We start from the raw sequence: 26,486 nt of genomic DNA, 5'->3' as shown, positions 1-26,486 counted from the left end.
TCGCGGGCCGCTAGCCTCTGGGGGTGTCTCGGATCTCGCCGTACGGAACCTGGTCCTCGCCCATCACCGCCGCCGAGGTGGCCGCCGCCGGCGGTGGCCCGCAGTGGCTCGACGTCGTCGGGGACGAGGTGTGGTGGGCCGAGGCGCGGCCCGGTGAGCAGGGACGGGTCGCCCTGGTGCGGGCGGTGCCGGGCGGCACCGAGGACGTGCTGCCGGCGCCGTGGAACGTCCGCAACCGGCTGCACGAATACGGCGGCCGGCCGTGGGCGGTCGTCGGCGGTGTGGTGGTGTTCACGCACTGGGCCGATCAGCGGGTTTACGCGGTGAGCGAAACCGGTGTGGTGCCGCTGACACCGGAGCCCGCGCAGCCCCAGAGCGTCCGCTACGGCGACCTGCGGGCCGGGCGGACCGGCGAGGTGTTCGCGGTCCGCGAACGCAGCACCGGCCCGCGCCCCGCCGACATCGAGCGGGAACTGGTGGCGATCGCGCTCCACGGCGGCTCGGAGCGCGTGCTCGCTGCGAGCCACCACTTCCTGACCGTGCCGAAGCTGTCGCCGGACGGGCGGCACGCGGCGTGGTTCGGCTGGGACCACCCGGCGATGCCGTGGGACGGGACCGAGCTGTGCGTGGCTCCGGTCGCCGAGGACGGCTCCTTCGGGCCGCACCGGGTGCTGGCCGGCGGCGCGGGCGTTGCGGTGTGCCAGGTCGAGTGGGAGACGCCGGAGACGCTGCTGGCGCTGCTCGACCCCGAGGGCTGGTGGAACCTGCACCGGATCGGGCTCGACGGGGCGCTGGCGAACGTCGCGCCGGTCGAGCGGGAGCTGGGCGGGCCGTTGTGGAAGGCGGGTTCGCGGTGGTTCGCCCCGCTCGGCGGCGGGCGGCACGCGGTGCTCGCGTCCGGGCGGCTGGCCGTGCTGGACGAGGCGGACGGCTCGGTGACGCCGGTGGCCGAGGAGCTGACGGCGTGGTCTTCGACGGGGTTCGCGGCGCACGACGGCGGGGTCACCGGGGTCGCGGGCGGCCCGGTGCGGGAAGCCGCGGTCGTGCACGTCTCCTTCGGGGGTGGGGTCACCGATCTGACGCCCCAGCCGGAGCTGCCGGCGGCGTTCTTGCCGGTGCCGGAAGAGCGGGTGTTCACGACGACCGGCGGCGAGACCGTGCCGGTGGTGCTGTACCGGCCGGCGAACCCGGACTTCGCGGCGCCCGAGGGCGAGCGTCCCCCGCTGCTGGTGCACGTCCACGGCGGGCCGACCGGGCAGCACCTGCCGATGCTGGATCTGGAGCTGGCGTACTTCACCAGCCGGGGCATCGCGGTGGCGGCGGTGAACTACGGCGGGTCGACCGGGTTCGGGCGGGCCTACCGGGAGCGGCTGCGGGAGCAGTGGGGCGTGGTGGACGTCGCGGACTGCGTCGCGGTGGCCGAGGCGCTGGTGGCGGCCGGGCTGGCCGACGGCGACCGGCTGGCGGTGCGCGGCGGCAGCGCGGGTGGGTTCACCGCGGCGGCGTCGCTGACCACGACGAAGACGTACCGGGCGGGCACGGTGATGTACCCGGTGCTGGACCTGGCCGGGTGGACCGGCACCGAGGGTGACACGCACGACTTCGAGTCACGGTATCTGGACGGGCTGGTCGGGCCGCTGCCGGCGGCGAGGCAGCGCTACGTCGAGCGGTCGCCGCTGGCGAACTCGGCGTCGCTGGCCGGGCCGGTGCTGTTCCAGCAGGGGCTGGAGGACCGGATCTGCCCGCCGGAGCAGGCGGACCGGTTCGTGGCCGGGCTCGAGGGGCGCGGGATCCCGTACGCCTACCAGCGGTTCCCCGGGGAGCAGCACGGGTTCCGGCAGGCCGCGACGATCGTGGCGGCGCTGGAGGCGGAGCTGTCGTTCTACGGCCAGGTGCTCGGGTTCGAGACGCCGGGCGTGGCGCGGCTGGAGCTGTCGCGATGAGGCCGCCGCGCCTGCGGGCGGGTGACACGGTGGCGCTGGTGGCGCCGGCCGGGCCGGTGCCGGCGGACCTGCTGGAGAAGGCGATCCCGGTGCTGCGCGGCTGGGGTGTCGAGCTGCGGATCGGGCCGTGCGTGCGCGCCGAGCCGGGGTCGCCGCCCTATCTGTCCGGTTCGGACGCCACGCGGGCGGCGGAGTTCACCGACGCGTGGCTGGACCCGGGCGTGCGGTGCGTGCTGGCGGCGCGGGGCGGCTACGGCGTGCAGCGGATGCTGGATCTGGTGGACTGGGCCGCGTTGCGCGAGGCGGGTCCGAAGGTGCTGGCCGGGTCGTCGGACATCACCGCGCTGCACCGGGCGGTGAATGTCCACTTGGGACTGTCCAGTTTGTTCTCCCCGATGCCGGCGAGCGTGCTGTTCGACGACTTCGCGGTGGAGCACCTGCGGCGGTCGTTGTTCGACCCCGAGCGGAACCTGGTGGTGCGCGGCGGTTCGGCGCTGGTGCCGGGCCGGGCCTCGGGGACGTTGACCGGCGGGAACCTGTCGTTGCTGGCGGCGGGGATCGGGACGCCGGAGCAGGGTTCGGCGCGGGATGCGGTGGTGCTGCTGGAGGACGTCACGGAGAGCGTGTACCGGCTGGACCGGATGCTGACGCAGCTGCTGCGCAGCGGGTGGTTCGACGGGGTGCGCGGGATCGTGCTGGGTTCGTGGGCGGCGTGCGGTTCCGCGGTGGACGTGCGGGCGTTGCTGCTGGAGCGGCTGGGTCCGCTGGGGGTGCCGATGGTGGAGGAGTTCGGGTTCGGGCACGTGGCGTCGTCGCCGACGTTGCCGCTGGGGGTGCCGGTGGCGCTGGACGCGGACCTGGGGACGTTGACGTTCGACTCCCCCGCGCTGACATGACCCCCGAAGAAGCCCGGGAGCGGTTCTCCGCGGCACGGGTGGCGCGCCTGGCGACGGTTTCGGCTGCCGGGATCCCGCACCTGGTGCCGGTGACGTTCGCGGTGCGCGGCGACGAGGTGGCGTTCGCGGTCGACCACAAGCCGAAGTCGACGGTGGCGCTGCGGCGGCTCGCGAACATCGCGGAGAACCCGGCGGTGTGCTTCCTGGCCGACGGCTACGACGAGGACTGGTCGCGGCTGTGGTGGGCCCGCGCGGACGGTTCGGCTCGGGTCCTGCCGCCGGGCGCGGAGCCGGTTTCGTGGCTGGTGGAGAAGTACGAGCAATACCGGGAGCGGCCGCCGGAGCACGCGGTGGTGGTGACGACGGTGCACACGTGGAGCGGGTGGGCCTCGGCCTGAATTCGCTACCGCGTGGTGGACTGGCGTGGCATCGTCCGGCCATGGCTTACGAAGAGCGGGAGCACGCCGGGCACCACTACGGGGTGCAGTTCATGTATGCCTTGCCGGAAGACGCCTGGTTCGTCGAGCTGACCGACGTCGCCTCGGATCGCATGATCATGATGGCGGTCGTGCCCGACGAGGATCTGACGATCGAGCCGACCGTACGCGTCCACGCGCCGGAGGTGTACAGCGTCCCGTACGAGGTCATGGTGTGGTTCATGGCGAAAGTCGCGGAGGAGATCGCGCGAAGCCGCCCGGATGTCAGTCGCGGAGGAACTTCTCCGGCCGGCGCCACGCGTCGATCAGGCCCAATGGGTCCGGACGCAGCAGCGAAGCCGCCGAGTACAAGCTCGCCACCACGACCAGCGCGATGAACCACCAGTCGTACAGGGCCTGCTCGCCCGTCGGGTAGTAGACCAGCGTCACGAACACCGACACCGCCACCACCAGCGCCAGGTGACGGGGCTGCCACTTGAACGCCGACAGGAGCACGAAACCCCAGGTCAAGTACCACGGCAGGGTCGGCGGCATCAGGATCGCCACCGCGAGCAGCGAGATCCCGGCCCGGTAGACCGCCTCGGTGCCGCCGCCGCGGGCGAGCCACCACTGGCGGATGCCGAAGCCGATCAGCACGAGCATGCCGGCCGCGCGGGCGACCGTGACGAACGGCGATACCTGGACGTCCACGACGATGTGGGCGAGGTTGTAGAACACTTCGCCGATGCCGGTGGGGATGTTCAGCCAGTTCGCGATGAGCTGCGGGGCCTTGAGCCCGGACCACCAGCCGAGGTTGAGCGAGCCGAGCGAGATCCACGTGCCCGCGACGAACACCGGCAGGAACAGCCCGACCGACGCCGCTCCGGCGCGCAGGAAGTTGCGGACCTTCGCCTCGCCCGTCATGTGGTTGGCCCACATCCAGACGATGAACGGCAGCGCGATCGCGGCCGTCGGCTTGATCAGCATGCCGATCGTCACCAGGACGACCGCGACGACGTGCTTGCGTTCCAGCGCGGCCAGGACGCCGACGGTGAGGAACGCGAGCATCATCAGGTCGTTGTGCGGGCCGCCGAAGAGGTGGATGACCATCATCGGGCTGGCCACCGCGAGCCACAGCGCGACCGGGAGCTTGCCGCCGAGGTGCTTGACCAGCCGCGGGAGCGCCCAGAGCGTGCCGACCAGGCCGACGAGCAGGACCAGGCGCATGAGGATGACGCCGAGGATCATGTTGTCGCCGCTGACCGAGACGACGCCCTTGGAGATCAGCAGGAACAGCGGCCCGTACGGCGCCGGGGTGGTCTGCCAGAGCGGGTGGACGTTCTGCACGACGTTCGGCAGGACGTCGAGCTCGGCGGGGCCGTTGGCGTACGGGTCGAGCCCGTAGAGCAGCTGGGCGCCCTGGCCGAGGTAGGAGAAGACGTCGCGGGTGAACAGCGGCGGCGAGATGAGCAGCGGCGCCATCCAGCAGCCGGCGGCGACCAGGACGGGCCGGCTGCCGACCCGGCCCTGCAGCACGTAGCGGCCGAGCCGCACCCAGGCCCACACCACGAGGCCGAAGCCGGTGTAGAGGACGGCGTTGGCGAGCATGCGCCCGTGGCCGTAGCGGATCCACGAGAGCGGGCCGTGGCCGAGCACGGGGTCCTTGATCAGGATGCCGCCGGCGCCGAAGGCCGCGATCATGAGCAGGGTGCTCCCGACGGTGCCCATCGCGATCGTGCGGTAGGGGAATCGCGAGGGCGTGAGGAGCCGCTCGGCCAGCGTGGCCGAGTGCGTCTGCGCGGGGTCGGTGGTGGTCGCCATTTCCGTTCGGAGGTTACACACCGCGCTCGGGCGGCGTTCTCGCAGTGTCAGGTTTCGGGCTCAGGTGCCGACGGTGCGGCGCTGGGCGGTGCCACCGGGCAGCGCGGCCAGCAGGGACTTCGTGTACTCGTGCTGCGGGTCGAGCAGGACCTGTTCCACCGTCCCGGTTTCGACCAGCTCGCCGCGGTACATCACGGCGACGCGGTCGGCGATGTTCCAGGCCAGCCCCAGGTCGTGGGTGATCACCAGCGCCGCCAGTCCGAGCTCGCGGCGCAGCCGCAGCAGCAGCCCGAGGATCTCGCCGCGCACCGACGCGTCGAGCGAGGCGACCGGTTCGTCGGCCACCACCACCGACGGTTCGAGGGCCAGCGCCCCGGCGATGACGACGCGCTGGCGCTGGCCGCCGGAGAGCTGGTGCGGGAGCCGGTCGGCGTACTTCTCGGCGGGCCGCAGCTCCGCGGCCTCCAACGCCCGGTGGACGACCGCGCGCTCGTCGGCCAGCTTGTGGATGCGGGGGCCCTCGGCGACGGCCTCGTAGACCGTGTGGGCCGGGTTCAGCGCGCTGGTCGGGTCCTGCAGCACGAGCTGGACCTGCCGGCGGTAGGCCTTCAGCCCGGCGCCGCCGTGCGGGACCGGGTTCCCGGCGTAGCGGACCACGCCGGAGTCGGGTTTCTGCAGGCCGAGCAGCGTCCGGGCGAGCGTCGTCTTGCCGGAGCCGGACTGGCCGACCAGGGCGACGATCTCGTCGCGGGCGACGGCCAGGTCGACCCCGGCGACGGCGTCGATCCGCTTGCCCGTGCGGTCGCGGAAGGACACTCGCAGGTTCTCCGCGGCCAGCAGCGGCTCGCCCGCCACCCTTTCCGGGGGCTCGGGCGGCAGCGGGGTGCTGGTGGCCGGGGCGAAGCGCGACACCGGGTCGCCGACCGTCGGGAACGCCGCCGCGAGCGCCCGGGTGTGCTCGTGCTTCGGCGCCGCCATCACTTCGGCGCTGGGGCCTTCCTCGACGATCTGCCCGTCGTACATCACGGCGATGCGCTTGCAGGTGGCGGCGAGCACGGACAGGTCGTGGCTGATCATGATCAGGCCGATGTCCTGCTCGGCGACCAGCCGCGAGAGCAGGTCGAGGACCTGGGCCTGGACGATGACGTCGAGGGCGGTGGTGGGCTCGTCGGCGATGATCAGCCGGGGCGAGCAGGCCAGGGCCATGGCGATCATGACGCGCTGCTTCTGCCCGCCGGAGAGCTCGTGGGGGTAGGCGCCGGCGCGGCCCGGGGGCAGGTCGACCTGGGTGAGCAGTTCGGCGACGCGGGCGTCGACCGCGGCGTCGGTGAGGGCCTTGCCGCCCTCGGGCGGGTGCAGCCGCAGCGGCTCGGCGATCTGGTCGCCGATCTTGCGGACCGGGTTGAGGGCGTGCATCGCGCCCTGGAACACCACGGACGCCTCGGCCCACCGCACCGCGCGCAGGCGGCCCCAGTTCATGGTGGTGACGTCTTCGCCGTCGAGGAGGATCTCGCCGGAGATCTTCGCCGTGCGCGGCAGCAGGCGCAGGACGCTCATCGCGACGGTGGACTTGCCCGACCCCGACTCCCCCGCGACGCCGAGGGTGCCGCCGGGGTCGAGGGTGAGGCCGACCCCGCGGACGGCGGGTACGTCCTGCTCGCCGACCACGTAGGTGACGTTCAGGTCCTTGAGCTGCAGGAGCGGGGTGGTCACTTCTTCAACCTCGGGTTGAACACGGTCTCCAGGCCCCGGCCGACCAGGGTGAAGAAGAGGACGACGAGCACGATCGCGATGCCCGGCGGGAGCACGTTCCACCACGCGCCGCGGCTGATGGCGCCGTTGTTGAGCGCGCTCTCCAGCACCAGGCCCCAGGTGACGGAGTTGGGGTCGCCGACGCCGAGGAACGACAGGGTCGCGTCGGCGATGACGGCGTTGCCGACCACGAGGGTGGTGTTGGCCAGCACCAGCGGCATGACGCCGGGCAGGACGTGCTTGCCGATGACGTGCAGGTGGCCGCCGCCGAGGGCGTGGGACCGCTCGATGTAGGGGCGGCTCTCGATGGTGAGGGTCTGGGCCCGGACGAGCCGGGCGGTGCTGGGCCACGCGGTGAGGCCGATGGCGAGGATGATCGTGCCGACGCCCTTGGGCAGCACCGCCGAGAGCGCGATCGCGAGGATCAGCGAGGGCAGGACCAGGAAGAAGTCGGTGAACCGCAGCAGCGTCGCCGACACCCAGCCGCCGAAGTGGGCGGCGGTGATGCCGATCAGGGTGCCGATGACGACCGACAGCAGCGCGGCGGAGAACCCGACGAGCAGCGAGATCCGGGTGCCCCAGACGGTCATGAGCAGCACCGACCGGCCGAAGTTGTCGGTGCCGAGCCAGAAGTCGCCGGTGGGCGGGGACAGCGGCTCGCCGGTCGCCTTGGTGACGTCGAGGCCGCTTTCGTCGCTGATCAGCGGGAGCAGCAGCGCGACGACGACGGTGATGCCGAGCAGGATCAGCCCGACGAGCGCGGCGCGCTGCCCGGCGAACTCGCGCCAGGTCCGGGCGATCGACGCGCGCCGGCGGCCCCAGGCGATCTGCCTCGGCGTTTCAGCGGTGGTCATGAGGTACGCACCCTCGGATCGAGCACGCGGTAGAGCAGCTCCGCGAGCAGGTTCATCAGCACCACCGCGCTCGCCAGCACGGTGAACACGCCTTGCAGCACCGGCAGGTCGGGGCCGTGCAGCGCGTCGTAGGTCAGCTGGCCCAGGCCGGGCCAGCTGAACACGGCCTCGACGGTGACCGCGCCGGAGACGACCATGCCGAACTGCATGAACACCAGGGTGGTGGTCGGCAGCAGGGCGTTGGGGACGGCGTGGCGGCGGCGGACGAGGTCGTCGCGCAGGCCCTTGGCGCGGGCGGTGGTGAGGTAGTCGGCGTTCATCTCCCCCAGCAGCGACGACCGCATGATCAGCATGTACTGGGCGTAGAACACCGCCAGCAGCGTCACGCACGGCAGCACCAGGTGGTGCAGGACGTCGACGGTCTGGGAGAGGAAGTCGGGCGCGGCGTCCGGGGAGTGCATGCCGCGGCTGGGGAACAGGCCGTTGGTCACCACGAGCAGCATCAGGCCGAGCCAGAACTGCGGGACCGACCACAGGGTCAGCGCGATCCCGGTCTGGGCGCGGTCGAAGAGGCTGTCGCGGCGCCAGGCGGCGCGGATGCCCAGCCACAGGCCGATGACGACGGCCAGGATGGTGGCGCTGCCGACGAGCAGGATGGTCGGCCAGAGCCGTTCGCCGATCATGTCGGCGACCGGGCGGCCGTTGTTGAGCAGCCGGGACTCGCCGAGGTCGCCGTGCAGCAGGTCCCAGAAGTACTGGCCGAACTGGACGAAGACGGGCTTGTCGACGCCCATCTGCGCGCGCAGCTCGGCGATCTGCTGGGGGCTGGTGGCGCGGTCGCGGGTCATCGCGGCGACCGGGTCGCCGGGCAGCATCCGGAAGAGGAAGAAGAACAGGACGACCACCAGCACGATGCTGATGACGGCTTCGAGGACCTTCTTGAGCACGAACCGGGCGGTGCCGGTCCCGCCGCGGTGCTCGTCGGGGTCGACGAGCACCGCGGCTTGTTCGGGGGCGGTCATGCTTACTCGCGGTCCTCGGAGGTCTTGTTCCGGCGGCTGATGATGACCCCGCCGGCGACGATGATCACCACGACGATGGCGCCGACGACGATCCAGACGACGGTGCCGCTGCTGCCGGAGTCGGCCGTGGCCTCGGTGCCGGCCGGGGTGGCGCCGTAGACGCCCCAGTAGCCGGTCTGCTCGAGGATCGCGCCCTTGGGCTGCGGCTGGGTGGTGAAGGCGGAGAACTTGTCGGAGCGGTAGGCCTCGAGCGCGTTCTGGTAGTCGAGCACGATCGTCGGGAACTGGCTGTAGAGCCGGGCCTGGGCCTGCTTGACGTAGTCCGCGCGCTTCGCGTCGTCGGTCTCGGTGAGCTGCTTCTTGTAGAGCTCGTCGTACGGGGCGTCGCAGAAGAAGGTGTCGGTGCTGCCGCCCTTGCCGTCGGCGCTGGGCCGCGCGGCGCAGGTGTGCAGCGAGAGCGCGTAGTCCGGGTCGGGGTTGGTGCCGTAGCCGCCGATGGCGAGGTCGTACTTGCCGGTGGCGGTGCGGTCGGACAGCTCGTCGTCGGACACGAGGTCCTGCTTGACGGTGATGCCGATGTCCTTGAGCCAGCCGCTGACGTACTGGGCGACGCCCTGGTCGTAGCTGCGGTTGGAGTGCCCGGTCAGGCGCAGCTCCAGCTTGGCGCCGCCGGGGGCGGTCCGGACGCCGTCCGGGCCCTTCTTGTAGCCGGCCTGCTCGAGGGTGGCGTTGGCCGCGGCGAGGTCGAACTTGACCTTCTCGGTGTCGCTCGGGTCCCAGTGGTAGGCGCTGTAGACCGGGGGCACGACGCCGCCGCCGACCTGGCCGAGGCCCTTGAGCACCTTGTCCACCAGGGACTGGGTGTCGACGGCCTGGGTGATGGCCTTGCGGACGTTGATGTCCTTGAGCACCGGGTTGCCGTCACCGATGGGGTTGTTCGAGCTGTCGGTGACGCCGAAGTTCAACGCGAGCTCGTCGTAGCGGCGGCCGGGGGCGGCGTTGGTGGTGATGCCGTCCTGGCCCTGCAGCGCGGCGAACTGGTTGGGGTTGAGCCGGTTGATGACGTCGACTTCGCCCTGCTTGAGCGCGTTGACCGCGGCCTCGGTGTCCTTGAACTGCAGCAGCTGCAGTTCGTCGATCTTCGGGGCGCCGCGCCAGTAGTCCTTGTTGGCCTTGAGCTTGACGTACTCGTTCGGCTTGTACTCGGTGACCTGGAAGGGCCCGTCGGAGACGCCGGCGATCTTGAGGTCGTCGGTCGAGGGGTCCTTGAGGTCCGTGACGCCTTCCCAGACGTGCTGGGGCACGATCGGCACGTCGAGCAGGTTCATGTTGACCTGCACGGCCTTCGTCTTGATGACGAGGGTGGTGTCGTCCGGGGCGGTGACCGTCTCGAAGTTGGCCACGTAGTTGCCGTTGGCGGTGCGGGCGTTCTCGTCCTTGAGCATGCGGTTGAAGGTGAACGCCGCGTCCTTGGCGGTCACCGGCTGCCCGTCGCTCCACTTGGCACCGCTGCGGATCTTGAACGTCCAGGTCAGCTTGTCCGGCGACGGCGTCCAGGACTCGGCGAGGGCGGGCGAGGCCTCGGCCTTCGCCGCGTCCGGGACGGTGAGGAACTCGTAGGTGAACCGGCCGATCTGCGTCGACGCGGCGAGCACGGCGGTGAACGGGTTCAGGTGGTCGATGCCGGTGGTCAGCGCGACCCGCAGCACCTTGCCCTGCTGGGCCTGGGCCGGGACCGCGAGCGGGATCGCCGCCAGCGTCGCGGCCGCGACGACCGCGCCGACGCGGCCGAACCGCCCGAGTCTGCGTTGGAAATGCACCAAAAACCACCCCATCGTTCTCGCTGTGAGCCTCCCCAAGGACGAGAAGTAACCACATACCCGGACAACCGCGCAATATGTTGCCGCCTCGGCAGGTGTCCGATCGTTATCGATCGGGTTCGGTGACACACCGTGAGCGGGGAGCCGTGCCCGGGGCCGCGGCGGCCTGGTTAGAGTGCCGGGCATGCGCATCCTGATCTCGGCGGACATGGAGGGCGCCACCGGCGTCACCTGGACCGACGACGTCGTGCCCGGTTCGCCGCAGTGGGACCGCTTCCGGCGGCTGTTCACCGGGGACGTCAACGCGGTGCTGGCCGGGCTGTACGCGGCCGGCGCGGCGGATGTGCTGGTCAACGAGGCGCATTCGTCGCAGCGGAACCTGCTGCTGGAGGACCTGGACCCGCGGGCGAGGATGCTGACCGGGCGGCACAAGCCGCTGTCGATGATGCAGGGCATCGACTCCGGCGTGGACGGTTTGGTGTTCCTGGGCTACCACGCCGGCGCCGGGTTCGACGGCGTGCTTTCCCACACCTACCTGGAGAACCAGATCACCGGGGTGTGGCTGGACGACGTCCCGGCGAGCGAGGGCCGGCTCAACGCGGCGATGGCCGCGGAGTACGGCGTCCCCGTCCTGCTCGTTTCGGGTGACGACAAAACGTGCGACGACGCCCGTGATTACGCTCCGGAGGCGGAGCTGGTCCAGGTGAAGGAGTGCGTCAGCCGGTACGCGGCGATCTGCCTGCCGCCGGCGCGCACCGCGGACCTGCTGACCGGCGCGGCGGCCGACGCGATGGCGCGGGCCGGGCGGGAGGAACGGCAGGTGGGGTCGCACCGGATCGAGGTGGAGTTCGACGCGAGCCACCTCGCGCAGGCGACGGCGGTGATCCCGACGGTGGAGCAGATCGGCACCCGGCGGGTCGGGTTCGACGCGGTGAACATGACCGAGGCGATGAAGGCGTTCAAGGTCGTCACGGCGATCGCGGGCGGGGCGGTGCAGGGCATCTATGGCTGACGTCGTCGAGCTGTGCGCGGACCTGATCCGGTTCGACACGACCAACCGCGGGAACAACGACGCCGAGCCCGAACGGCCGGCCGCGGAGTACGTGGCGGCGTTCCTGGACTCCCTCGGCATCCCGGCGAAGATCCTGGAGGCCGCGCCGGGGCGGGCCAGCGTGATCGCGCGGGTACCCGGTACCGATCCGTCGTTGCCCGCGCTGCTGGTGCAGGGACACCTGGACGTCGTGCCGGCTGACGCCGCGGACTGGTCGGTGGACCCGTTCGCCGGCGAGGTCCGCGACGGCTACCTGTGGGGCCGCGGCGCGACGGACATGAAGGACTTCGTGGCGATGGTGCTCGCCGCGCTGGCCGGCGGGGTGCGCCCGCGGCGTGAGCTGGTGCTGGCGTTCGTCGCCGACGAGGAGGACCGCGGCGAGTGGGGCGCGCACTGGCTGGTCGCCGAGCACCCGGAGCTGTTCGAAGGCTGCGAGGCGGCGATCAGCGAGTCGGGCGGCTACACCTACCACGTGCCGGCGGCCGACGGGCACGACGTGCACCTGTACCCGATCGGGACGGCCGAGCGCGGCACGGCGCACCTGCGGTTGACCGCGCGCGGCCGCGCCGGGCACGGGTCGCGGCCCAACGACGAGAACGCCGTCACCCGGTTGGTGGGTGCGGTGCACCGGATCGCGGCGCACCGCTGGCCGGTGACGCTGACCCCGGCGGTGCGGGCGTTCCTGGAGCGGACGGGTGCCGCGCTCGGCGTGCCGGTGGATCTGTCCTCTTCGGACGGCGTGGACGCGGCGGTCGCGGCGCTGGGTCCGGCGGGCGGCCTGGTGCTGCCAACGGTCCGCAACAGCACGACCCCGACGATGCTGGACGCGGGTTACAAGGTGAACGTGATCCCGACGACGGCGACCGCGCAGGTGGACGTGCGGGTGCTGCCGGGGACCGAGGAGTCGTTGTTCGCTGCCCTGGACGAGCTGCTCGGCGAGGGCGTGACGCGCGAGTTCGTGGCGCACCAGCCGCCGGTGCAGGCCCCGGTGGACTCGCCGTGGTTCTCGGCGATGGCTTCGGCGTTGCGGGCGGAGGATCCCGAGGCGGTGGTGGTGCCGTATTGCCTGGGCGGCGGGACGGACGCGAAGGCGTTCGCGCAGCTGGGGATCGCGAACTACGGGTTCGCACCGCTGTGGCTGCCGAAGGGCTTCCAGTACCGCGCGATGGCGCACGGGGTGGACGAGCGGGTCCCGGTGGAGGGCCTCCACTTCGGGACGCGGGTGCTGTCCCGGTTTCTCGCGGACTGCTAGACCGCGCCATGAAGGGCGGTCAGCGGGTGAACTCCGCCCAGTGGCGCGCGCCGTCGCGGATGCGTTCCAGGGTCACCAGCTTGACGCCTTCCTGGGCGACCGACTCGACCTCTTCGCGGCTGAACGGCCACGGTGGGCTCACCCACGTCGCCATGTCGAAGTTCTCCTCCGCGACCTCCGACACGATCAGCGTGCCGCCGGGCGCGAGGAACCCGGCCAGCGACGTCAGCGCCGCCGTGCGGAAGTCGCGGGGCATCGCCTGGATGTTCATGATCTCCACGACCAGGTCGAACACCTGGTGCCACTCCCCCGGCGGTTTCAGCAGGTCCGCCACCACGTAGTCCACCGCGGACTCCGGGAACCGGGTGCGGGCGGCTTCGACCGCCGTCGGGGCGACGTCGAAGCCCGTTACCGCCCAGCCTGCCGAGGCCAGCAGTTCCGAGTCGTCGCCCAGGGCGCTGCCCACCACCAGTGCCCGGCGGCCCTCACCGGGCGGCGTCCAGGCGGCCAGGTCCGCGTTGGGCGTGCCGCGGGTCCACGGCACCTCGGCCTCGCCGCGGGCGGCGGCGGTGTAGAGCTGGTCGAACCACCGGGTGGGGTCGCCTTCGGCGAGCGAGGCACGGGACAGGACGCGGTCGGCGGGCTCCGGTGTCGTCATGATCGTGACCTTAGCGACGACGCCGGAGCCGCGTGACCGGTTTACCGGGCCACCGGCCCCGGGATCGCGTAGAGCCCGTTCCCGGCCCAGTCGACGACGTCCCGGACCGGCGCGAGCGGCGGGGCCGGGCGGAAGTTGGCCGCGTCGTCGACGCTGCCGGTGCCGTCGTAGACCGCGCGCTGGGGATACGGGTACACCGGCCGCGTGCGGGTGACGTTCCCGGCGGCGTCGCGGCCCGTTGCCGTCGCCACGGTGGGTGCGGTGCCGCGTTCGACCCAGGCGACGAGCTGCTTCAGCGGGTCGAACTCGGTGAGCGTGGTGCCACCGCCGCAGTGGTAGAGCGACGGGACCATGAACAGCCGTGCCCAGTCCTGGCCGCGGCCGTGGGTGAGGCGCTGGTAGTAGTCGAGCGTGCTCGCCGGCGGGATCGCCTCGTCGGCCCAGCCGTGCCACAGGACGAGCTTGCCGCCGCGCTGCCGGAACGCCGAGAGGTCGAGGCTCATCGCGTTGTAGCGGACGCCGACCGGGGTGAGCCGGTCGAACTCGCGCCGGGTGAAGACGAAGGTGTCGACGGTCGAGGCGGGTGCCCCGATCGGGTAGCCGAGGTAGCGCAGGTAGTTGTCGGCGAGGCTGCGGGCGAAGGCGACGCCGCCGGTCTCGGGGGTGGGGATGATCCACCCGGCCCAGGACAGCTCCGAGCCGCGCTGCTCACCGCCGGGGTAGAGGAGCGTGCCGTGGCCGTCGGTGGGCGGCGAGTAGATCCTGCGGGTCGCGGCGACCTGGGCCGGGGTGAGGCACGACGGCGTGTCGGGGCCGTGGCAGGTCAGCGTCGCCGGGTCGAAGCGGCACGCGCGGGGGTCTTCGAGCTGGCCGTCGGCGAGCCCGTCGAGCCGGTCGCAGGCGGCGAGGACGGCGCTGTGCAGGGCGGGCAGCTTCGCCGCGGTGAGGATCGGGCTGCCGTCGGCGGCGTTGTTCACCCGCGCGAGCCAGGCCTGGAACTCCAGCAGGGGGCTCCAGTAGCCGGCGGGTGCGCCGGCGACGATGCCGTCGAAGTCGGCCGGGTAGCGCTGGGCGAGCAGGAGGCCTTCGCGGCCGCCGTCGGAGCAGCCGGTGAAGTAGGACTTGCGCGGCGGCGAGCCGTAGAACGCCTGGATGATCGCCTTCGAGGCACGGGCGACGACGTGGGGTCCGCGGAACTCGAAGTCGTCGCGCGCGGCCTGGTCGTTCGCGCCCCAGCTGCCGTCGTCGACGACGGCGGGGGTCTTGCCGACGTGGCCGTCGTCGGTGGCGGCGACCGCGACGTCGCCGCCGTGGGGCAGGTCGCAGTCGGCGAAGGGCGGCGGGTTGACGATGCCGCAGAAGCCGCCGCAGCCGTACTGCAGGTAGCGGCCGGCGTAGGTCTTGGTGGGCAGCCGCAGCTCGAAGTGCACGGCCGGGTCGACGTAGCCCTGCACGCCGCAGTACTCGGGGTCGGTGGCGGTCGCGGCGATGACGGCGGCCGAGGTGACGTGCGTGGCGGCGCCCGGGAGGGGGTACCCGCGGACCAGGTCGCCGCAGGTGGTGATCGGCCGGACGGGGGAACCCGTCGCGGCGGTGGCGGCCACCGGGGCGAATCCGGTGGTGGCGAGCAGGAGTGCGGTCAGTGCGGTGAAGATCCGGACTGGTCTCATCGGGTTCCCCGTTCCCTCGGTTGTCCAGTTCTGGCCAGGTTTGCCGACCGGTCTTGACATCGATGTCACCCGCGCGTTTCGCTCTCTGGGCGCCGCCGGTCCCCCGTCCGTCGGTCCCCAGTTCACCCTCCAGAGCTTGGAGCAACGATGCCCCGAAGCGCCAGACCGCCGGTCGCTTTCCTGGTGACCGCCGCCGTGGTCGCCGCCGGCCTGGTCGCCCTCCCCGCCACGGCGTCCGCCGCGGACGAAGCCCTTCCCGCCGACTTCTCGTCCTCCTTCGAGGCCGGTGACGTCCAGCCGACGTGGACCGACACGGTCGACACCGACGCGGCGGGCAAGCCGCGTGCCTTCGGCGTGAACGGTGCGAACGGCACCGCGATCCCCGGTGACATCCGCGGCAAGGTCACCGAGAGCAGCGCCAGCAGCGAGAACACCGACGGCGGCGAGGTGGTGTCGAACCTCTTCGACGGCACCACGGACACGAAGTGGCTGTCGTGGGACCCGACGGCGTGGGCACAGGTCTCGCTGTCGGAGGCCACGTCGATCACGCACTACGCGATCTCCTCGGCCAACGACTTCGACGAGCGCGACCCGAAGGACTGGACGCTGCAGGGCTCGAACGACGCGAGCACCTGGACCGACCTGGACAAGCAGGCCGGCCAGGCGTTCACCGCGCGGTTCCAGCAGAAGGACTACAAGCTGGCCGCGCCGAGTGCGGCGTTCAAGTACTTCCGGCTGAACGTCACGGCCAACAACGGCGGCCCGATCCTGCAGCTCTCGGAGCTGCTGCTGGCCAACGACGACCCGGCACCGCCGCCGCTGCCGAACATGCGCAGCTTCGTCGACTCCGGCCCGACCAGCGGGTACACGAACAAGAACCGCGTCGGCTTCACCGGGCTCAAGGCGTTCCGCTACTCCGGCAGCCAGACCGAGGCCGGGCACGGCTGGTCGTACAACAAGATCTTCGACGTGAACGTCCCGGTCGTGGCCTCGACCGAGCTCTCGTACAAGGTGCAGCCGCAGTTCATCACCGGCGACCTGAAGTACCCGAGCACCAACGTCGCGATCGACCTCGCCTTCACCGACGGCACCTACCTGCGCAACCTCGGCGCGACCGACCAGTACGGCTTCCCGCTGACGCCGGAGGGCCAGGGTGCCTCGAAGGTGCTCTACGCCAACCAGTGGAACCTGGTGCGCTCGGCGATCGGGCAGGTCGCCAAGGGCAAGACGATCGACCGGATCCTGGTCGGGTACGACAACCCGAACGGCCCCGGCTCGCTGCAGGGCTGGCTGGACGACGTGAAGGTGTCGGCGACCCCGACCCCGCCCGCGAGCGCCCGCCCGAGCGACAACGTGGTCACCACGCGGGGCACGATGGCCAACAGCACGTTCTCCCGGGGCAACAACTTCCCGGCCACGGCGGTGCCGCACGGGTTCAACTTCTGGACCCCGGTCACCGACGCCGGCTCGGGCAGCTGGCTCTACAACTACAGCACCCAGAACAACGCGCAGAACCTCCCGCAGCTGCAGGCGTTCAGCGTGAGCCACGAGCCGAGCCCGTGGATGGGTGACCGGCAGGCGTTCCAGGTGATGCCGTCCGCGGCCGCCGGGGTACCCGACGCCAACCGCGACGCGCGGGCGCTGCCGTTCAAGCACAGCGACGAGGTCGCGCGGGCGCACTACTACGGTGTGCAGTTCCAGAACGGGATCAAGACCGAGATCGCGCCGACCGACCACGCGGCGATGATGAAGTTCTCGTTCCCGGGCGCGGACTCGAGCCTGATCTTCGACAGCGTCAACAACTCGGCCGGGCTCACGCTCGACCCCGCCAGCGGCACGCTCTCGGGCTACACCGAGACCAACGTGTACGCCGGCGCGGGCCGGATGTTCGTCTACGCGACGTTCGACAAGCCCGTCACCGCCGGAGGCAAGCTCACCGGTCAGGGCCGCGACAACGTCACCGGGTACCTGCGGTTCGACGCGGGCGCCGACAAGACGGTGAACATGCGGATCGCGACGTCGCTGATCAGCGTCGACCAGGCGAAGAAGAACCTCGCCCAGGAGATCGCCCCGGCCGCGACCTTCGACACCGTCCGCGACGCCGCGCAGAAGGCGTGGGACGACCAGCTGAAGGTGATCGAGGTCGAGGGCGCGTCGAAGGACCAGCTCACGACGCTCTACTCGAACCTGTACCGGCTGTTCCTGTACCCGAACTCGCAGTTCGAGAACACCGGCACCGCCGACAAGCCCGCGTACAAGTACGCGAGCCCCGTGTCGCCGAAGACCGGCGCGGACACCCTGACCCAGACCGGGTCGAAGGTGGTCGACGGCCAGATGTACGTCAACAACGGCTTCTGGGACACCTACCGCACGACGTGGCCGGCGTACTCGCTGCTCACGCCGGACATGGCCGGGAAGATGGTCGACGGGTTCGTGCAGCAGTACCGCGACGGCGGCTGGATCGCGCGCTGGTCCTCCCCCGGCTACGCGGACCTGATGACCGGCACGAGCTCCGACGTCGCGTTCGCCGACGCCTACCTCAAGGGCGTCAAGAACTTCGACGTCAAGTCGGCCTACGACGCGGCGGTGAAGAACGCCACGGTCACCCCGCCGAACTCGGCGGTCGGCCGCAAGGGCCTGGACCAGGGCATCTTCCTCGGCTACACGCCCAACACCGCCAGCGAGGGCTTCTCGTGGGCGATCGAGGGCTACGTCAACGACTTCGGCATCGCCAACCTGTCGAAGAAGCTGGCCGACGAAGCCGCGCCGAACGACCCCCGCAAGGCGGAGTACCAGGAGAACTACGAGTACTTCACCAGCCGCGCCCAGCAGTACGTGAACCTGTTCGACCCGAGCACCGGGTTCTTCCAGGGCAAGGACGCGAGCGGGAAGTTCACCAAGACGAAGGACCAGTACGACCCGCGCTCGTGGGGTGGTGACTACACCGAGACCGACGGCTGGGGCATGGCCTTCACCGTGCCGCAGGACGGCAAGGGCCTGGCGAACCTCTACGGCGGTCAGGCGGGCCTGGCGAACAAGCTGGACCAGTTCTTCGCCGACCAGGAGACCGCCAACTACCCGGGTTCCTACGGGGGCGTGATCCACGAGATGCGGGAGGCGCGGGACGTGCGGATGGGCCAGTACGGCCACTCCAACCAGCCGGCGCACCACCTGCTCTACATGTACGACTACGCGGGTCAGCCGTCGAAGACGCAGGCGAAGGTCCGCGAGGCCCTCTCGCGGCTCTACAACGGCGCCGAGATCGGCCAGGGCTACGCCGGTGACGAGGACAACGGCGAGATGTCCGCGTGGTACATCTTCAGCGCGCTGGGCTTCTACCCGCTGCAGATGGGCAGCCCGAACTACGCGATCGGGTCGCCGCTGTTCAAGAAGGCCACGATCCACCTGGCCGGCGGCAAGAACCTGGTGATCAACGCGCCGAAGAACAGCGCGAAGAACGTCTACGTCCAGGGTGTGAAGGTCAACGGCAAGGCGTACAGCTCCACGTCGCTGCCGCAGGACGTCATCTCCCGCGGTGGGGTCATCGACTTCGACATGGGCCCGAACCCGTCGAAGTGGGGCACCGGCCCGAACGACGCGCCGACGTCCATCACCAAGGACAACGCCGTGCCGACGCCGTTGCACGACGAGACCGGCGACGGCAAGGGCACACTGTCCACTTCGGACGGCTCGAACGCGGGTGCGTTGCTCGACAACACCTCGCGTACGCAGGCCGCCGTCACCGGGGCCGTGCAGTACCAGCTCAACTCGACCGACGAGGCCGTCAGCCACTACACGCTGACGTCCCAGACCGGTGCGGGCGACCCGAAGAGCTGGACGCTGAAGGGCTCCTACGACGGCAAGACCTGGGCGGTGGCCGACCAGCAGACGAACCAGGCGTTCAGCTGGCGGCAGCAGACCCGCGCATTCAAGGTGGCCAACCCGGCGCACTACGCCTACTACAAGCTCGAAGTGACCGCGACCAGCACCGGCGCCCCGGCGCAGCTGGCCGAGTTCGAGCTGCTGGGCAAGCCGGACGCGTCCTGCACCAAGACGATCACGGGTGCGTCTTCCGGGCCGCTCACCGTCTCGTCGGGCACGGTGTGCCTGCAGGACGCGACGGTGTCGGGCCCGGTGACGGTGGGCTCCGGCGCGTCGCTGATCGTCCGCGGCGGGGAGATCAAGGGCCCGCTGGCCGCGACCGGCGCGGCTCAGGTCGTGCTCAACCGCACGAAGGTCGACGGCCCGGTGGCGATCACCGGCGCGACCGGCCAGGTGTCGATCGAGCTGACGCAGGTGGGCGGCCCGGTCGCGCTGACCGGCAACCACGGGCCGGTGCTGACGTCCAGCACGATCGGCGGCCCGCTGGCCTGCGCGGCCAACTCGCCGGTGCCGACGGACTACGACCTCCCGAACACCGTCCGCGGCCCGTCCGCCGGACAGTGCGCGAAGATCTAGTTCGGCGGTAGTTTTCGGTGAAGGCCTCCTCGCCTCGGCGGGGAGGCCTTCACTTTTTCGGGCTTTCGGGAGGCGAAGTGGAGTTCTTCTGCTACCACCGGGACCGGCCGGGCTCGGCGTCCCTGCGCCGGGAACTGCTGGCGGAGCACTGGTCCTACATGGACCGGTTCACGATGGTCGCCCGCGGCCCGACGTTCGACGGCGACACGCCGACGGGCAGCGTGCACATCGTGGACCTGCCGGACCCGGCGGCGGCGAGGGCGTTCGCGTTCGAGGAGCCCGGTTACCAGGCGGGGGCGTACCGGGACGTCCTGTTGCGCCGCTGGCGCAACGAGCTGGGGCGCACGATGTGGGAGTTCCCGGGTGGACGGACCGGCGGGGACCGGTACCTGGTCCTCGGGTTCGGGTCGGGAGAGCCGGTCGAGGTGGGCGGCCCGCGGGACGAGCTGATCGCGTACGGGCCACTGTTGTCGGACGACGGCGAAGCGTGGCTCGGGACGGCGGTGCTGCTGCGGGCACCGGACGCTGAGGCAGCGCGGGAGGTGCTGGCTGTGGGCCGGTATGACGGGGTCGAGGTCCACCGCTGGCAGTTCGGCGGCCGCCCGGACTGAGGGCCGGCGCGCGGGCATGGAGGGCGAGGAGCTGCCGTGGCCCGGGTTCGGCAGCTCGACCGGCGCGGAGGTCGGCTAACACCCGAGGCCGTGGGAGACCCGGAGTCAGTTCGCGTGCCTGGAGGGTCGGCCTGCGTACCTAGGCAGTCGGCTCATGTACCTGGAGGGTCGGTTCGCGTGCCTGGGCGGTCGGGTCGCGTACCTGGAGGGTCGGCTTGGCCCGGTCAGAGGCGGCGGAGTCTTGCCAACGTCGTGCAGAGCGCCGGGGCGAAGGTGTCCGCGTCGGATTCGAAACCCTGGTGGCCGCCCGGGAAGCGCGCGTAGCGGCACGCCAGGTGCTCCGCCTGGATCCTCGCCGACCGCTCCAGGCACGTGTCCCCGCTGGTCTCGCCCGCCGCCGTCATCACCGGGATGCCCGTGCGGCGGACCGCGTCGAGGTCCGGGGTGTGCAGCACCACCGCCGGGAACTCGCCGGCCAGGAACAGCTCCGCGGCCGCGGTGTCCGGGAAGTCGGTGCGGGTCAGGCCGGCCAGGGCCAGGGCCGCGTCGAGACCGTCCCGCTCGTGGGTGGTCCGGACCTGGCGGGCGCGGGCCAGCCACGTCGGCGCGTCCGGGAGCAACGTGATCGCCGGGGCCTCGTGGACCACCAGCTCCGTCACGACGTCCGGCACCTGCGCGGCGAGCTCGAACGCCACCGAACCACCGCCGCCCTGGCCGAACACGGCCGCCCGCGGTGCGACCGCGCGGATCACCGCCGCCGCGTCGCGGGCCTGCTGGCCCATGTCGAAGTCGGTGCCCGGGCCGCGCCGGTCGTAGGTGAGCACCGCGTACGACCCGGCGAGCCGCCGCGCGAGGGACGCGTACCGGGTGCGGTAGCCGCCGCGGCCGGCGATCAGCAGCAGGAGCGGGCCCTCGCCCCGCAGCTCGTAGCGCAGCTCGTAGCGCAGCTCGGCACCTTCGTGCCGGACGGTGTACGTGTTCACCAGGACCTCCCCCCGCGTCGAGCACACGCTACGCCGTTCGGCCGATACGGTGGGCGCATGCCCGACGCCGTGTTCTCCTCCTCCTTCGAAGCCGGTGACCCGCAGCCCGCGGACCCCGCTCTCACGGTCGACAGCGGCCCGGACCGGTCCCCCACGGCCAAGACCGGCGTCGGCTTCACCGGGGCGAAGGCCCTGCGCTACACCGCGCGCCCGCGCAGCGTCCTGTTCGACCTCGACGCGCCCGTCACCGCGGACACCGAGCTGTCCTATGTGGTCTTCCCGCAGTCCGACGGCGACGTCCCCGCCTACCACGCCACCTGGGTGAGCCTCGACGTCGAATTCGCCGACGGCACCTCGGCCGGGTTCGACCCGGTGGACGACAAGACGCTGTGGGTGGACCAGTGGAACCTCGTCCGCCGCCCGCTCGGGGCGTTCGCGGGCCGCCGGATCAGCCGGATCGTGCTCCGCACCGCGCCTCCGGAAGGCGAGATCACCGGGTGGATCGACGACGTCCGCGTCGCCGAACGCCCCGAGCCGCCGCGGGACCCGGTCGACTTCGTCCGCACGACCCGCGGCTCGCACTCCAGCGGCGACTACTCCCGCGGCAACAACTTCCCCGCGACCGCCGTGCCGCACGGGTTCAACTTCTGGACCCCGGTCACCGACGCCGGCGTCACCAACTGGATCTACTCCTACCACCGCCACAACGACGCAGAAAACCGCCCGGCGCTGCAGGCCATCGCCCTGAGCCACCAGCCGAGCCCGTGGATGGGCGACCGGCACACCTTCCACGTCATGCCCGGCACCGGCCCGGTCCAGCGCGACCGCCGCAAGCGCGCGCTGGCCTTCTCCCACGACGACGAAACCGACTCGCCGCACCACTACGGCGTCCGGTTCGCCAACGGCATGACCGTCGACCTGGCGCCGACGTCCCACGCGGCGATCCTGCGGTTCACGTTCCCCGACAAGCACGGCTGGCTGCTGTTCGACAACGCCGCCAACCGCGGCCGCCTCCGCCTGAACGCCGACACCGGCGAGATCAGCGGGTACACGACGGTCCGCAGCCGCCTGTCCGCCGGCGCGCGCCGGATGTTCGTCTACGGCATCACCGACGCCCCGGCCACACGCGGCGCGAAGGTCCGCGTTCCGCCGTGGCGGCGCGTCTCGGGCTATTTCGAGTTCGACGGCCCCGACGCGACGTTGCGGATCGCGACGTCGCTGATCAGCCTCGCGCAGGCCAAGCGCAACCTCGAGCAGGAGATCCCCGCCGGGACGACCTTCGAGCAGGTCCGCGACCAGGCCCGCGCGCTCTGGCAGGAGCAGCTCGGCCGGGTCGAGGTCGAAGGCGCCACCGAGGACCAGCGGACCACGCTCTACTCGAACCTCTACCGGCTGTTCCTCTACCCGAACGCCGCCCACGAGAACACCCCGAACGGCATCCGGCACGCCAGCCCGGTGGTGCGCCGGCGGTGGCCGAGCACCCGCCGGCGCACCGGCGCGAAGGTCGTCGACGGCGAGCTGTACGTCAACAACGGCTTCTGGGACACCTACCGCACCACCTGGCCGGCGTACGCGCTGCTGACCCCGGAGCACTGCGGCCGGATGGTCGACGGGTTCGTCCAGCAGTACCGCGAAGGCGGCTGGATCTCCCGCTGGTCCTCACCGGGCTACGCGGACCTGATGACCGGCACCAGCTCCGACGTCGCCTTCGCCGACGCCTACCTCAAGGGCGTCCGGAACTTCGACGTCGAAGCCGCCTACGACGCGGCGCTGAAGAACGCCACCGTCACCCCGCCGCACCGCTCGGTCGGCCGCAAGGGGCTCGATCGGTCGATCTTCCTCGGCTACACCCCGGCGTCGGTCCACGAAGGACTGTCCTGGGCGCTGGAAGGCTGCGTCAACGACTTCGGCCTCGCCAACCTCTCCGACGCCCTCGCCCGCGAGAGCGAGGGGCCGCGCGCCCGGATGTACGCGGACTACGCCGCCTACTTCCGCGAGCGCGCGAAGCACTACGTCCACCACTTCGACCCGAAGATCGGCTTCTTCCAGGGCCGCCACCGCGACGGCCGCCGCAAGTTCGCCCCCGAGGGCTACGACCCGGCCGCGTGGGGCGGCGACTTCGTCGAGACCAACGCCTGGAACACCGCCTTCACCGCACCCCACGACGGCCCCGGCCTCGCGGCGCTGCACGGCGGCAACGCCGGTCTCGAAGCCAAGCTCGACGAGTTCTTCGCGACCCCGGAGACCGGACGGCGCCCCGGCGCGTACGGCGGCCTGATCCACGAGATGACCGAAGCCCGCGACGTCCGCATGGGCCAGTACGGCCACTCCAACCAGCCCTCGCACCACATCCCCTACATCTACAACCACGCGGGCGCGCCGGCGAAAGCCCAGCGCGTCGTGCGGGAGGTCCTGCGGCGCCTCTACCTGGGCAGTGAGCTCGGCCAGGGCTACCCCGGCGACGAGGACAACGGCGAGATGTCCGCGTGGTGGCTGTTCAGCGCCCTGGGCTTCTACCCGCTGACCGTCGGCAGCCCGCGCTACGCGATCGGGTCGCCGCTGTTCGAGAAGGCGACCGTGCACCTGGGCGAGGGCAAGAAGCTCGTCGTCCGCGCGCCCGGCAACACCGACGAGACCGTCTACGTCCGCGGCCTCAGCATCGACGGCGAACCGCACGACGCCACGACCATCGCCCACGCCACCCTCGCCGGCGGCGCCGAACTGGTCTTCGACCTCACCACCGAACCGGCCGGATGGGGTGCCCCGCCACCGCCCGCCGAACAACCGGACCCGGTCTCCGACCTCACCGGCACCGCCACCAGCGAGGACGCCAAGAGCCTCGACGCCCTCTTCGACGACACCACCCGCACCCAGGTCACCTTCCGCGGCGCCACCCCGGCGATCGAGTTCACCGTCACCGGCGATCCCCGCGAGGTCACGATGTACACGCTCACCTCCGGCGACCGCCGCGGCGACCCCAGCGCCTGGGTCCTCGAAGGCTCCGACGACGGCGCGGAGTGGATCACTCTGGACGAACGCCACGACGAGCTGTTCCGCTGGCGCCGCCAGACCCGGCCGTTCACGCTCGCCACCCCGGCCGCCCACCCGCACTACCGGCTGCGGATCACCGCCACCCGCGGCCGCCGCGCCACCCTCGCCCAGTGGGAGCTGCTCGCCCGATGAACCACTACCGCACCGCCGCCCTCGACCGGCTGGCGGCGGCCGACCCCGGCCTCGTCCGGCTGCGGCTGGCCGGGTCCGCGGTCCTCGGCATCGTTCTCGCCGTGGCCGTTCTGCTGCCCACGCACGTCCCGCTCACGGTGATGCTGGTCGGCGCGATCGCCGCGATGATGACCGCGTTCACCGTCAACGACCCGACACCCGGCGCCCAGGCCGGCACGCTCGTGCTGGCGTTCCTCACCGGAGCCGCCTCCATCACGGTCGCCAGCCTGGGGTCGGCGCTGCCGCCGATGGACAGCGTCGTGTTCGTCCTGCTGATCTTCGTCGCCGTCTACGCCCAGCGCTTCGGCACCCGCGGCACCGCGCTCGGCTCGATCGGCTTTTTCCTGTTCTTCTTCCCGATGTTCCTGCAGGCCCACCTCACGCAGGTCCCGCAGCTGCTGATGGCGCTCGGCGTCGGCGTGCTCGCCAACGCCGTCGTCCGGTTCGTGCTGCTGCGCCACAACGCCGAAGCCGAGTTCCTGCGCGTGCGCCGGGCCTTCCGCGCCCGGCTGGCCGCCGTCGTCCGCGCCACCGAGGCCCACCTCGCCGTCGGCGGCAGCGAACGCACCCGCAAGCAGCTGCGCAGTACGCTCGCCCGGCTGCACGAGTGCGTCCTGCTCATCGAGGACGCCGCCCCCGACGTCGTCGACGCCCGCGCCGCGGACCGCCTGCGCCGCCGCGCCATCGAGGTCGAGCTCGCCCTCGAGTGGCTGGTCAGCACCGTCCAGCGCACCTGCTCCGACGAGCTCACCACCGAGGTCCGCGACGATCTCATCGCCCGGCTCGCCCGCTTCCGCGCGCTCGTGGAACGCGACCCGCGCGAGCTCCCGCTGATCAGCCAGACCGGCGAGTACAGCCGCATGCTCGTCGAAGGCAGCCGGATCGACGAGCACGCCGCCCCCGGCGACGGCGTCCGCAAGGCACTGGCCGAGCTCGCGCTGGCCGACGACCGCGCCCAGCGCGCCGCCACCCCCGAGTCCACAGTGGACCCACTCGGCGAAGAGGACGACGAGCCGACGCCCGCGTTCGCCTACGACAACCGCACCCGCAGCGCCATCCAGGCCGTCGTCGGCGGCGGGCTGGCCGTGCTCGGCGGTGAGCTCGTCTCCCACCAGCGCTGGTACTGGGCCGTCCTGACCGTCTTCGTCGTGTTCATCGGCGCCTCCAGCGCCGGCGCCACCTTCGTCAAGGGCGTCCGCCGCCTCGGCGGCACCCTCATCGGCATCGTCGGCGGCGTCCTGCTCGCCCTGCTGGTCGCCGGCAGCACCCCGGCCACCCTCGCGCTGATCCTGGTCTGCGTCTTCGGGATGGTCTACACCGCCCGCGTCTCCCAGGTCGCCATGGCCTTCTTCATCACCAGCATGCTCGGCCTGCTCTACAGCCTGCTCGGCACGTTCAGCCTCGAAGTGCTCTGGATCCGCGTCGCCGAAACCGCGGTCGGGGCCGCCGCGGGCATCCTCGCCGCCGTCGTCATCGTCCCGGTCCGCACCCGCTCGGTCATGCTCGACGACATCGCCGCCGTGCTCGACGAGCTGGCGGAGTTCCTCGAACACACCCGCGACCTGCTCGCCGGCGAAGAGAACGTCAACATCATCGAGCTCTCCCGCGACCTCGACCGCGCCGTCGAACAGGTCCGCACCACCATCGAACCGCTGACCCACCCGGTCAACCTCCGCAGCGCCCGCCGCGACTACGGCTGGCACGTGCTCACCACGCTGGAGACCATCGCCTTCCGCGCCCGCCACGTCGCCGCCCGCGCCCAGCCCGGGCAGCTCGCCGGCGAGAACGCCGACCGCCTGCGCCAGTTCACCGGACGGCTGCTGGCCAACATCGACGTCCTGCGCACCGCACTCGACGCGCCGGGTGGCCCCACACCCGGCACGCTCGTGCGCGACGACGGCACGCCGGTGTCCGACCGCGTCGAGCAGGCCGAAACCCGGGCCGTCCTCTCCAGCCTCAGCCATCTCGACGAAGCACTCATCTCCCTCGGCCGCGTCTTCGACGTCCAGGCCACCGATCCCCGCGCCCCCGCGAAGAAGTGACCCGCCGGGGCGGCG

General features: G+C 71.6%; 18 protein-coding genes. 9 read left to right on the top strand and 9 right to left on the bottom strand.

All coding sequences use genetic code 11. The features are described 5' to 3' along the window. The first annotated feature begins 23 nt into the window (after positions 1-23). Genes QSK39_RS14750 through QSK39_RS14740 form a run of 3 tightly spaced genes read left to right on the top strand, consistent with a single transcriptional unit; the run spans position 24 to position 3,237 of the window. Positions 24-1,943 (top strand): prolyl oligopeptidase family serine peptidase, encoded by a 1,920-nt coding sequence (locus QSK39_RS14750; RefSeq protein ID WP_285478302.1) that lies wholly within the window; start codon positions 24-26, stop codon positions 1,941-1,943. Beyond that, positions 1,940-2,839, top strand: a complete 900-nt coding sequence (locus QSK39_RS14745; RefSeq protein ID WP_285478301.1) for a S66 peptidase family protein — start codon at positions 1,940-1,942, stop codon at positions 2,837-2,839. The genes QSK39_RS14750 and QSK39_RS14745 overlap by 4 nt, the downstream gene beginning before the upstream one ends. Further along, positions 2,836-3,237, top strand: a complete 402-nt coding sequence (locus tag QSK39_RS14740; protein ID WP_285478300.1) for a TIGR03668 family PPOX class F420-dependent oxidoreductase — start codon at positions 2,836-2,838, stop codon at positions 3,235-3,237. The genes QSK39_RS14745 and QSK39_RS14740 overlap by 4 nt, the downstream gene beginning before the upstream one ends. A gap of 76 nt (positions 3,238-3,313) precedes the next feature. Here QSK39_RS14740 and QSK39_RS14735 read toward each other — a convergent pair whose 3' ends face one another. Genes QSK39_RS14735 through QSK39_RS14710 form a run of 6 tightly spaced genes read right to left on the bottom strand, consistent with a single transcriptional unit; the run spans position 3,314 to position 10,539 of the window. Then, the gene (locus QSK39_RS14735) at positions 3,314-3,499 is read right to left on the bottom strand and encodes a hypothetical protein (RefSeq protein ID WP_285478299.1); all 186 of its coding nucleotides are present in this window, start codon (positions 3,497-3,499) and stop codon (positions 3,314-3,316) included. A 41-nt stretch (positions 3,500-3,540) separates the two neighbouring features. Beyond that, positions 3,541-5,076 carry a polyprenol phosphomannose-dependent alpha 1,6 mannosyltransferase MptB gene (gene mptB / locus QSK39_RS14730; protein ID WP_285478298.1) on the bottom strand — a complete coding sequence of 512 codons (1,536 nt, stop codon included), beginning with the start codon at positions 5,074-5,076 and terminating at the stop codon, positions 3,541-3,543. Between the two features lie 60 nt (positions 5,077-5,136). After that, positions 5,137-6,789 carry a nickel ABC transporter ATP-binding protein NikE gene (gene nikE, locus QSK39_RS14725; RefSeq protein WP_285478297.1) on the bottom strand — a complete coding sequence of 551 codons (1,653 nt, stop codon included), beginning with the start codon at positions 6,787-6,789 and terminating at the stop codon, positions 5,137-5,139. After that, positions 6,786-7,682, bottom strand: coding sequence for an ABC transporter permease (locus QSK39_RS14720; RefSeq protein WP_285478296.1), 897 nt, complete (start codon positions 7,680-7,682; stop codon positions 6,786-6,788). The genes nikE and QSK39_RS14720 overlap by 4 nt, the downstream gene beginning before the upstream one ends. Further along, complete coding sequence (locus tag QSK39_RS14715) at positions 7,679-8,704, bottom strand: ABC transporter permease (protein WP_285478295.1); 1,026 nt, start codon at positions 8,702-8,704, stop codon at positions 7,679-7,681. Before QSK39_RS14715 ends, QSK39_RS14720 begins: the two co-directional genes overlap by 4 nt. 2 nt (positions 8,705-8,706) lie before the next feature. Continuing rightward, positions 8,707-10,539, bottom strand: a complete 1,833-nt coding sequence (locus QSK39_RS14710) for an ABC transporter substrate-binding protein (protein WP_285478294.1) — start codon at positions 10,537-10,539, stop codon at positions 8,707-8,709. Between the two features lie 169 nt (positions 10,540-10,708). Between QSK39_RS14710 and QSK39_RS14705 the strand changes: the two genes are divergently transcribed. Both QSK39_RS14705 and QSK39_RS14700 read left to right on the top strand, forming a co-directional pair. Next, positions 10,709-11,536, top strand: coding sequence for a M55 family metallopeptidase (locus QSK39_RS14705; protein ID WP_285478293.1), 828 nt, complete (start codon positions 10,709-10,711; stop codon positions 11,534-11,536). Continuing rightward, a complete protein-coding gene (locus tag QSK39_RS14700; RefSeq protein WP_285478292.1) occupies positions 11,529-12,827 on the top strand; it encodes a M20/M25/M40 family metallo-hydrolase in 1,299 nt (432 codons plus the stop codon). The genes QSK39_RS14705 and QSK39_RS14700 overlap by 8 nt, the downstream gene beginning before the upstream one ends. 19 nt (positions 12,828-12,846) lie before the next feature. Here the strand turns inward: QSK39_RS14700 and QSK39_RS14695 are convergent, their stop codons facing one another. Together QSK39_RS14695 and QSK39_RS14690 are read right to left on the bottom strand one after the other, a co-directional pair. After that, positions 12,847-13,485: a class I SAM-dependent methyltransferase gene (locus tag QSK39_RS14695; RefSeq protein WP_285478291.1), complete on the bottom strand. Its 639-nt coding sequence runs from the start codon at positions 13,483-13,485 to the stop codon at positions 12,847-12,849. A 41-nt stretch (positions 13,486-13,526) separates the two neighbouring features. After that, positions 13,527-15,155, bottom strand: coding sequence for a tannase/feruloyl esterase family alpha/beta hydrolase (locus QSK39_RS14690; RefSeq protein WP_285478290.1), 1,629 nt, complete (start codon positions 15,153-15,155; stop codon positions 13,527-13,529). 147 nt (positions 15,156-15,302) lie between these two features. Here QSK39_RS14690 and QSK39_RS14685 point away from each other — a divergent pair, with 147 nt between their 5' ends. Together QSK39_RS14685 and QSK39_RS14680 are read left to right on the top strand one after the other, a co-directional pair. Then, entirely contained in the window at positions 15,303-19,613 is a 4,311-nt protein-coding gene (locus tag QSK39_RS14685) for a GH92 family glycosyl hydrolase (RefSeq protein WP_285478289.1), read from the top strand. Positions 19,614-19,690: 77 nt separating this feature from the next. Further along, positions 19,691-20,224 carry a YciI family protein gene (locus QSK39_RS14680; RefSeq protein WP_285478288.1) on the top strand — a complete coding sequence of 178 codons (534 nt, stop codon included), beginning with the start codon at positions 19,691-19,693 and terminating at the stop codon, positions 20,222-20,224. 224 nt (positions 20,225-20,448) lie between these two features. Here the strand turns inward: QSK39_RS14680 and QSK39_RS14675 are convergent, their stop codons facing one another. Continuing rightward, positions 20,449-21,207, bottom strand: a complete 759-nt coding sequence (locus QSK39_RS14675; protein WP_285478287.1) for an alpha/beta fold hydrolase — start codon at positions 21,205-21,207, stop codon at positions 20,449-20,451. Positions 21,208-21,264: 57 nt separating this feature from the next. Here QSK39_RS14675 and QSK39_RS14670 point away from each other — a divergent pair, with 57 nt between their 5' ends. Beyond that, positions 21,265-24,390, top strand: coding sequence for a GH92 family glycosyl hydrolase (locus tag QSK39_RS14670; RefSeq protein ID WP_285478286.1), 3,126 nt, complete (start codon positions 21,265-21,267; stop codon positions 24,388-24,390). After that, entirely contained in the window at positions 24,387-26,471 is a 2,085-nt protein-coding gene (locus tag QSK39_RS14665) for an FUSC family protein (RefSeq protein WP_285478285.1), read from the top strand. Before QSK39_RS14670 ends, QSK39_RS14665 begins: the two co-directional genes overlap by 4 nt. Positions 26,472-26,486: the final 15 nt, after the last annotated feature.

Source organism: Amycolatopsis sp. NBRC 101858, assembly GCF_030269325.1.
In the GTDB taxonomy this organism is placed as follows: Bacteria; Actinomycetota; Actinomycetes; order Mycobacteriales; family Pseudonocardiaceae; genus Amycolatopsis; species Amycolatopsis ponsaeliensis.
Note: the sequence above shows the minus strand (reverse complement) of the source record. Positions and strands in the feature narration are given on the sequence as shown.

Bases quoted from the DNA above. Each gene is read 5' to 3' on its own strand.
- QSK39_RS14710 (WP_285478294.1), bottom strand. From the start codon at position 10,539: ATGGGGTGGTTTTTGGTGCATTTCCAACGCAGACTCGGGCGGTTCGGC.
- QSK39_RS14720 (WP_285478296.1), bottom strand. From the start codon at position 7,682: ATGACCACCGCTGAAACGCCGAGGCAGATCGCCTGGGGCCGCCGGCGC.
- QSK39_RS14665 (WP_285478285.1), top strand. From the start codon at position 24,387: ATGAACCACTACCGCACCGCCGCCCTCGACCGGCTGGCGGCGGCCGAC.
- QSK39_RS14695 (WP_285478291.1), bottom strand. From the start codon at position 13,485: ATGACGACACCGGAGCCCGCCGACCGCGTCCTGTCCCGTGCCTCGCTC.
- mptB (WP_285478298.1), bottom strand. From the start codon at position 5,076: ATGGCGACCACCACCGACCCCGCGCAGACGCACTCGGCCACGCTGGCC.
- QSK39_RS14700 (WP_285478292.1), top strand. From the start codon at position 11,529: ATGGCTGACGTCGTCGAGCTGTGCGCGGACCTGATCCGGTTCGACACG.
- QSK39_RS14745 (WP_285478301.1), top strand. From the start codon at position 1,940: ATGAGGCCGCCGCGCCTGCGGGCGGGTGACACGGTGGCGCTGGTGGCG.
- QSK39_RS14670 (WP_285478286.1), top strand. From the start codon at position 21,265: ATGCCCGACGCCGTGTTCTCCTCCTCCTTCGAAGCCGGTGACCCGCAG.
- QSK39_RS14705 (WP_285478293.1), top strand. From the start codon at position 10,709: ATGCGCATCCTGATCTCGGCGGACATGGAGGGCGCCACCGGCGTCACC.
- QSK39_RS14735 (WP_285478299.1), bottom strand. From the start codon at position 3,499: ATGAACCACACCATGACCTCGTACGGGACGCTGTACACCTCCGGCGCG.
- QSK39_RS14685 (WP_285478289.1), top strand. From the start codon at position 15,303: ATGCCCCGAAGCGCCAGACCGCCGGTCGCTTTCCTGGTGACCGCCGCC.
- QSK39_RS14715 (WP_285478295.1), bottom strand. From the start codon at position 8,704: ATGACCGCCCCCGAACAAGCCGCGGTGCTCGTCGACCCCGACGAGCAC.
- QSK39_RS14740 (WP_285478300.1), top strand. From the start codon at position 2,836: ATGACCCCCGAAGAAGCCCGGGAGCGGTTCTCCGCGGCACGGGTGGCG.
- QSK39_RS14690 (WP_285478290.1), bottom strand. From the start codon at position 15,155: ATGAGACCAGTCCGGATCTTCACCGCACTGACCGCACTCCTGCTCGCC.